At 71.2% G+C, this 6,942-nt stretch carries 5 protein-coding genes; 3 read left to right on the top strand and 2 right to left on the bottom strand.

Annotated features, from left to right (window positions below; genetic code table 11):
* Nucleotides 1–374: hypothetical protein (locus MUE36_06965; GenBank protein ID MCU0310666.1), on the bottom strand; the 374-nt coding region annotated here is incomplete at its 3' end.
* Nucleotides 375–727: 353 nt separating this feature from the next.
* On the opposite strand from MUE36_06965, the gene MUE36_06960 reads away from it, so the two are divergent.
* Entirely contained in the window at nucleotides 728–1,972 is a 1,245-nt protein-coding gene (locus MUE36_06960; GenBank protein MCU0310665.1) for a hypothetical protein, read from the top strand.
* A gap of 132 nt (nucleotides 1,973–2,104) precedes the next feature.
* A complete protein-coding gene (locus tag MUE36_06955; GenBank protein ID MCU0310664.1) occupies nucleotides 2,105–3,373 on the top strand; it encodes a cytochrome P450 in 1,269 nt (422 codons plus the stop codon).
* Between the two features lie 25 nt (nucleotides 3,374–3,398).
* Here the strand turns inward: MUE36_06955 and MUE36_06950 are convergent, their stop codons facing one another.
* Nucleotides 3,399–5,033: an NAD(P)/FAD-dependent oxidoreductase gene (locus MUE36_06950; protein MCU0310663.1), complete on the bottom strand. Its 1,635-nt coding sequence runs from the start codon at nucleotides 5,031–5,033 to the stop codon at nucleotides 3,399–3,401.
* Nucleotides 5,034–5,185: 152 nt separating this feature from the next.
* Here MUE36_06950 and MUE36_06945 point away from each other — a divergent pair, with 152 nt between their 5' ends.
* The gene (locus MUE36_06945; GenBank protein ID MCU0310662.1) at nucleotides 5,186–6,934 is read left to right on the top strand and encodes an amidohydrolase family protein; all 1,749 of its coding nucleotides are present in this window, start codon (nucleotides 5,186–5,188) and stop codon (nucleotides 6,932–6,934) included.
* Nucleotides 6,935–6,942: the final 8 nt, after the last annotated feature.

The raw sequence follows: 6,942 nt of genomic DNA, 5'->3' as shown, positions 1-6,942 counted from the left end.
ACCGGCTCGACCATCGCCCGGTTGTACCAACTCCGGTCGAACAGGACCATCTCCCCGCCGTGGGGGAACTGGGCGACGTAGCGCTGGAAGTACCACTGGGTGCGCTGCTCCTCGGTGGGCTTGCCGAGGGCCACGACCCGGTAGTGCTTCTCGTTCATGTACCGGGTGACCCGCCTGATGGTCCCACCCTTGCCGGCCGCGTCGCGCCCCTCGAAGAGCACGATCATCCGTCGCTGGTGCTGCTCGAGGTGCACCTGCAGCTTCAAGAGCTCGGCCTGGTAGGGCTTGAGCTCCTCCTCGAGGAGGTAGCGCCGGACCGCCTTGCGCTTCTGCGCCGGGGTGGGCCCGGCCGTGGTGGTGTCGTCGCCGGGCACGCCCGCCTCCTGGTCGTCTGCCCCGCACGATATTCCCCCCGCCCGCGCCGGGCCGACTGCACCCGGGCGAACTGACCGAAGACCCTGTGCGAGCGCACGACCCCGACGGATGGTGGACACGAGAGCGACGCCTCGAGAAGGGCAGTGCCATGAGCACTCTTCCTCCCCCACCCCCCGGCGGTCCGGGTTCGCCCCCTCCGCCCCCCACCCCCCCGGCGGGCGGCTGGTCCCCCCCGCCGGTCCCCCCGGGTCCCCCGCAGGCGCCGCCACCGGGCTGGGGAGGCGGCCCACCCCAGCCGCCCGGCGGGTGGCAGCCCCCGCCGGCGACGCCGCCCCCGGCGCGCCGCTCGCCGGTGCTGCTGATCATCGTCGCCGTCGTCGCGGTGATGGCCCTCGTCACCAGCGCCGTCGTGGCCTTCGTCGTCCTGGACGACGACGAGACCGCATCCGGGGAGATCTTCCTCGAGGAGGCGGGGAGCACGGGCCAGGACCCGTTCGGGTCCCTCCCCGGCCCCGTGATCCCGGTCTCGGCGACCACCCCCGCCCCCCAGGCCACGACCGCACCGGCCACCGTCGCCACCCGCACGGTCAACGGCGGCGAGCGCGGCCTGTACGGCGGGTCGCTCGACGGTGGTCGCTGCGACCCGGAGGGCCAGATCGCCTTCCTCGCCGCGAACCCGTCGCTGGCATCGGCGTTCGTCAACGCCCTCAACCGTGACCCCGCCCTGCGCTGGAGCGGAGGGACGACGGTGAGCACCGCCCAGCTGCCCCAGTACATCCGCGAGCTCACCTCGGTCACGCTGGCCAACGACACCCGCGTCACGAACTACGGGTACCGCAACGGCCGGGCCACCCCGCGCCAGGCCGTCCTGCAGGCCGGCACGGCGGTCATGGTCGACCGCTACGGCGTCCCGCGGATCAAGTGCAACTGCGGGAACCCGCTCACCCCGCCCCAGGCCGTGTCGACGACGCCTGTCTACACCGGCACCCGCTGGCCCGGGTTCAATCCCGCCACGATCGTGGTGGTCAACCAGTCGACCGTGCAGATCGACGTCTTCGTTCTGGTGAACCTCACGGGCACGGGGACCATCGAACGGACCCCGGGCTCGGAGGGGACCGACGTCCCAGTCGGCGCGGAGCCGCCCACCACGACCCCGCCGGCCACGACACCTCCGGCCACGGCCCCGCCGGCGACCGCACCCCCGGCGACCGCACCGCCCGTGACGCCCGTGCCGCTCGGGACGGGTGACGTGCGGGTCACGCTCACGTGGACCGGTGACTGCGACCTCGACCTGCACGTCATCGACCCGACGGGGTTCGAGATCTCCTATGGGGATCCCACCTCCCCCTCGGGCGGACAGCTCGACGTCGACGACATCCCCGACGCCGGCGAGACGGGCACCCACGTGGAGAACGTCTTCTGGCCGGCGGGCGCCGCGCCACGCGGCACCTACACCGCCTTCGTCCGCAACCTGGGCGGGTACTCGTCGTCGGCGTGCGACTACTCCCTCCAGGTCTTCGTGAACGGCGTCCCCGCCGGCGGCAGCTCGGGGAGCCTCGGCGACACCGACTCCCCGGAGACGGTCTTCACCTTCTAGAGGTCGGGCCGGCGCAGGTCAGGGCCCTGCCCGCGGGACCGGGCCGAACCGGCGCCGAACGAGCGTTAGAGTTGGCGCACGTCACCGTCCCGACCGCCAGCGCCCCGGCCCGGTCGGCTCACAGGGGGAACCATGCGTACCGTCGTACCCGAGGGAATCGACCTGCTCGACCTCGACCGCTTCCGCCGGCTCGAGCACCACGAGATGTTCACCAGGCTCCGCGCCGAGGCCCCCGTCGCCTGGCAGGACCACAACCTCCCCGGCGCGGCCGGGTTCTGGAACGTGGCGAGCCACAAGGATCTCGTCACGGTCAACCGCGACACCGGCCTCTACTCCTCCGAGATCGGGGGCATCTCGATCCTCACCCCCGACGAGTACGAGACCAGCTCGGGCACCGACCCCCGCGGGCTGATGATGCTCTACATGGACCCGCCCAAGCACACCCGCTACCGGTTGCTGGTCAACAAGGGGTTCACCCCCCGCATGATCGGCCTGATCGAGAAGTACCTCGAGCACCGGGCGATCCTCATCGTCGACAACATCATCGAGCGGGGGTCCTGCGACTTCGTCGTCGACCTCGCCTCCGAGCTGCCGCTCCAGGCCATCGCCGAGATCATGGGAGTGCCCCAGGAGGACCGCAAGCTCCTCTTCGACTGGTCGAACCGCATGATCGGCATCGACGACCCCGAGTACGCCGGGGAGGACGGCGCCGCCGCCTCCGGCGAGCTGTTCATGTACGTCAACGAGCTCGGCAAGCAGCGCAAGAGCGATCCCCGTGACGACATCGTCACGAAGCTCCTGAACGCCGAGATCGAGGGCGAGAAGCTCTCCGAGCTCGAGTTCGACATGTTCATGATGCTGCTCACCGTGGCCGGCAACGAGACCACCCGGAACACCACGTCGTGGGGCATGTGGGCGCTCATGCAGAACCCCGAGCAGTACGCCGCCCTGCGCGACGACATGGACGGCAAGCTCGACAACGCCATCGAGGAGATCCTGCGCTGGGCCACGCCCGTGTACCACTTCCGGCGCACCGCCACCGCCGACACCGAGCTCGGCGGCCAGGAGATCGCCGAGGGCGACAAGGTCGTGATCTGGCACATCTCCGCCGACCGCGACGAGGCCGTCTTCGACGACCCGTTCCGCTTCGACATCGAGCGCTCCAACGCCTCGGAGCACATCGCCTTCGGCGGCGGCGGCCAGCACTTCTGCCTCGGCGCCAACCTGGCCCGCATGGAGCTCAAGCTCATCTTCCGAGAGATCCTCGAGCGCATCCCCGACATGGCCCTCGCCGGCGACGTCGACATGCTCCGCTCGAACTTCATCGGCGGCGTGAAGCACATGCCGGTCACCTACACCGCCGGCGCCCGCCGCAACCCGGCCCCGCTCGCCACGGTCTGACCCGTCCGCCGGTCGGCGGCGCCCGTCAACCGGCGGGGGCCGCCGACGCGGCGCGGGTGCGCACGAAGCCCCGGTAGCCGTCGGCCACCACCCCGTCACAGATCTGGCGGTACCCGGCCACCCCACCCAGGTAGGGCATGAACACCCGGGGCTTGCCGGGAACGTTGGCACCCAGGTACCAGGAGTTCCCCTCGCCGAAGAGCGTGTAGGACGCCAGCTCGTTCACGTGGTCGACCCACTCGTCCTGGGCCGGGCGGTCGGCTTCGATGGTCGCCCAGCCGTCGGTGTCCATCGCGGCGATGCAATCGGCGACCCATTCCACGTGCTGCTCGATCGACACGAGCATGTTGGTGAGCACCGAGGGCGACCCGGGCCCGGTGATCATGAACAGGTTCGGGAACCCGGCCGTGGCCAGGCCCAGGTAGGTGCGGGGGCCGGCCACCCAGGCGTCGCGCAACGTCTGCCCACCGACGCCGCGGATGTCGGGCGCCAGCAGCGCGCCGGTCATGGCGTCAAAGCCGGTGGCGAACACCAGGGCGTCGAGGTCGTGGTCGCCCGCCGTCGTGCGCACGCCCGTCGGGATGATGGCCTCGATCGGGGTCTCCTGGAGGTCGACGAGCGTGACGTTCGGCCGGTTGTAGGTGGCGTAGTACCCGGTGTCGAGGCAGACCCGCTTGGCCCCGAAGGGATAGGTGCTCGGCGTGAGCTTCGCGGCCACCTCGGGATCGTCGACGATCTCGGCGATGCGACGCCGGGTGTAGTCGACGGCCATGGCGTTGGACTCGCGGTCCAGCATCAGGTCGTCGAACGAACCGAGGAGCCCGAAGAGCAGCCCCGACTCCCAGCCCGCCCGGAAGCCCTCCTCCCGGGTCGCCTCGTCGACCTGGCTTGCCGACGCGGTCGGTTCGGGCACCACCACGCCTCCCCGCGTGAGCGTGCGCAGCGTCTCGCGGTGGGCTCGGTAGTGGGCCTTGCGCTCGGCCACGAAGGCCGGGTCCAGGGGAGCGTTCTTGGCCGGGACGGCGAAGTTGGGGGTGCGCTGGAAGACCGTCAGGTGCGCGGCCTGCTCGGCGATGGGCGGGATGCACTGGATGCCCGACGAGCCCGTCCCGATCACGCCCACCCGCTGTCCGGCGAAGTCGACGCCCTCGTGGGGCCAGTGGCCGGTGTGGTAGGTCGACCCCGCGAAGCTGTCGATGCCGTCGATCTCGGGGAGCTTGGCCGCCGAGAGACAGCCCACGGCCATGATCAGGAACCGGGTCACGTAGCTGTCGCCCCGGTCGGTGGCCACAGACCATCGGGCGGCGTCGCCGTGCCACGTCGCGGCCGTCACGCGTGTCTCGAAGCGGATGTCACGACGCAGGTTGAAGCGGTCGGCGACGTGCTCGGCGTAGGCCAGGATCTCGGGCTGGGTGGCGTAGCGCTCGGTCCAGTCCCACTCCTGTTCGAGCTCCGGGGAGAACGAGTAGGAGTAGTCCATCGACTCGATGTCGCAGCGGGCACCGGGATAACGGTTCCACCACCAGGTGCCACCAACGTCGCCGGCCGCCTCGACGACCTGCACCCGCAGCCCCTGGCCGCGCAGGCGGTGCAGCAGGTACATCCCCGCGAAGCCCGCTCCGACCACCACCACGTCGACGTCGATCGGCTCCTGGGCCATGTCGTCCTCCCCCTGGTCGGCCCCATCTTCCCTTCTCCCCGCCGGCGCCGGCAACGACGCCCGGAAAGACGCAGACCACTTCCTGTAACAGCGCTACCCGCCCGCCGAGGGGATCCTCTAGGGTGACGCCAGACACGTCTCGGGAGGCACCCATGTACGACCTGAAGATCACCGGCGGCACCATCGTCGACGGCACCGGCGCAGAGCGCTTCGTCGGCGACGTCGCCGTGAAGGACGGCCGGATCGTGGCCGTGCAGCGGGGCGGCGGCCTCACCGGCGACGCCGTCGAGACCATCGACGCCACCGGCCGGATCGTGGCCCCCGGCTTCGTCGACATCCACACCCACTACGACGGCCAGGTCACCTGGGACGACCTGCTCGAGCCGTCGAGCGCCCACGGCGTCACCACCTTGGTCAGCGGCAACTGCGGCGTGGGCTTCGCGCCCGTGCACCCCGGCGGCGAGACCGAGCTGATCGAGCTCATGGAGGGCGTCGAGGACATCCCGGGCACCGCGCTGCACGCCGGGATGACCTGGGGCTGGGAGAGCTTCCCGGGCTACCTCGACAAGCTCGAGAGCCGCGAGCTGGCCGTCGACTTCGGCGTGCAGATCGCCCACGGCAGCGTGCGCACCTACGTGATGGGCGACCGTGGCTCGCGCAACGAGCCGGCCTCCCCCGAGGACATCGACCTGATGGCCAAGCACGTCACCGAGGCCATCGAGGCCGGGGCGCTCGGCTTCTCCACCTCGCGCACCCTCGGCCACCGGGCCATGAACGGCGAGCCCGTCCCCGGCACCTTCGCCGCCGAGGACGAGCTGTTCGGCCTCGGCCGGGCCATGGCCGCGGGCGGCCAGTCCGTGTTCGAGCTCGCGCCAATGGGCGCCGCCGGCGAGGACCTCGTGGCCCCCAAGACCGAGGTCGAGTGGATGCGCCGCCTCGCCGCCGAGATCGACCGGCCCGTGTCCTTCGCCCTCATCCAGGTCGACCCGGCGCCCGAGCTGTGGCGCGAGATCATGTCCGAATCGATGGCCGCCCACGAGGCCGGCTCGCCCATCTACCCGCAGGTGGCCGCCCGCCCGTTCGGCATGCTGTTGGGCTTCGCCGGCCACCACGCCTTTGCCAAGCGCCCCACCTACGTCGAGCTCGCCGCCCGGCTCGGCCCCGCCGAGCTCGCCGCCGAGCTGATGAAGCCCTCGGTGAAGGCCGCCATCCTCTCCGAGACCGACCTGCCCGCCGACCCGAACGTGCTGTTCGACGGGATGAACAAGCTCGCCCAGGGGATGCTGCCGCGCACCTACCCGCTCGGCTCGCCGGTCGACTACGAGCCCACGCCGGACCGCACCGTCGCGGCGCTCGCCGAGGCCCAGGGTCGGGACCCCTTCGAGGTCCTCTACGACCTGTACTGCGAGCACGACGCGACGGCGATGCTCATGGTGCCGTTCTTCAACTACAGCCACGGCAACCAGGACGCCGTCCGCGAGATGCTGCTCCACCCGGCCGGCGTGGCCGGCCTCTCCGACGGCGGCGCCCACTGCGGGCTGATCTGCGACGCCTCCTACCCCACCTACCTGCTGTCGTTCTGGGCCAAGGGCCGCACCCGCGGCGAGGGCCTGCCCCTCGAGTTCGTCGTCAAGAAGCAGTCCCACGACACCGCGACGCTCTTCGGGCTGAACGACCGGGGCGTGCTGGCCGAGGGCAAGAAGGCCGACATCAACGTGATCGACATGGATGCGATCGACGTCGGTCGGCCCTACATGGCCTACGACCTGCCCGCCGACGGCAAGCGGATGCTCCAGGGAGCGACGGGCTACACGCACACCATCGTGAGCGGTGTCGTCACCCGCCGCGACGGCGTCGACACCGGCGCCCGGCCCGGACGCCTGGTGCGCGGGGCCCGCTGAGCCGGCCC

The organism is Acidimicrobiales bacterium, from assembly GCA_025455885.1.
In the GTDB taxonomy this organism is placed as follows: Bacteria; Actinomycetota; Acidimicrobiia; order Acidimicrobiales; family Acidimicrobilacustridaceae; genus Rhabdothermincola_A.
Note: the sequence above shows the minus strand (reverse complement) of the source record. Positions and strands in the feature narration are given on the sequence as shown.

Coding starts and splice junctions, on each gene's coding strand:
- MUE36_06955 (MCU0310664.1), top strand. CDS start 2,105: ATGCGTACCGTCGTACCCGAGGGAATCGACCTGCTCGACCTCGACCGC.
- MUE36_06950 (MCU0310663.1), bottom strand. CDS start 5,033: ATGGCCCAGGAGCCGATCGACGTCGACGTGGTGGTGGTCGGAGCGGGC.
- MUE36_06945 (MCU0310662.1), top strand. CDS start 5,186: ATGTACGACCTGAAGATCACCGGCGGCACCATCGTCGACGGCACCGGC.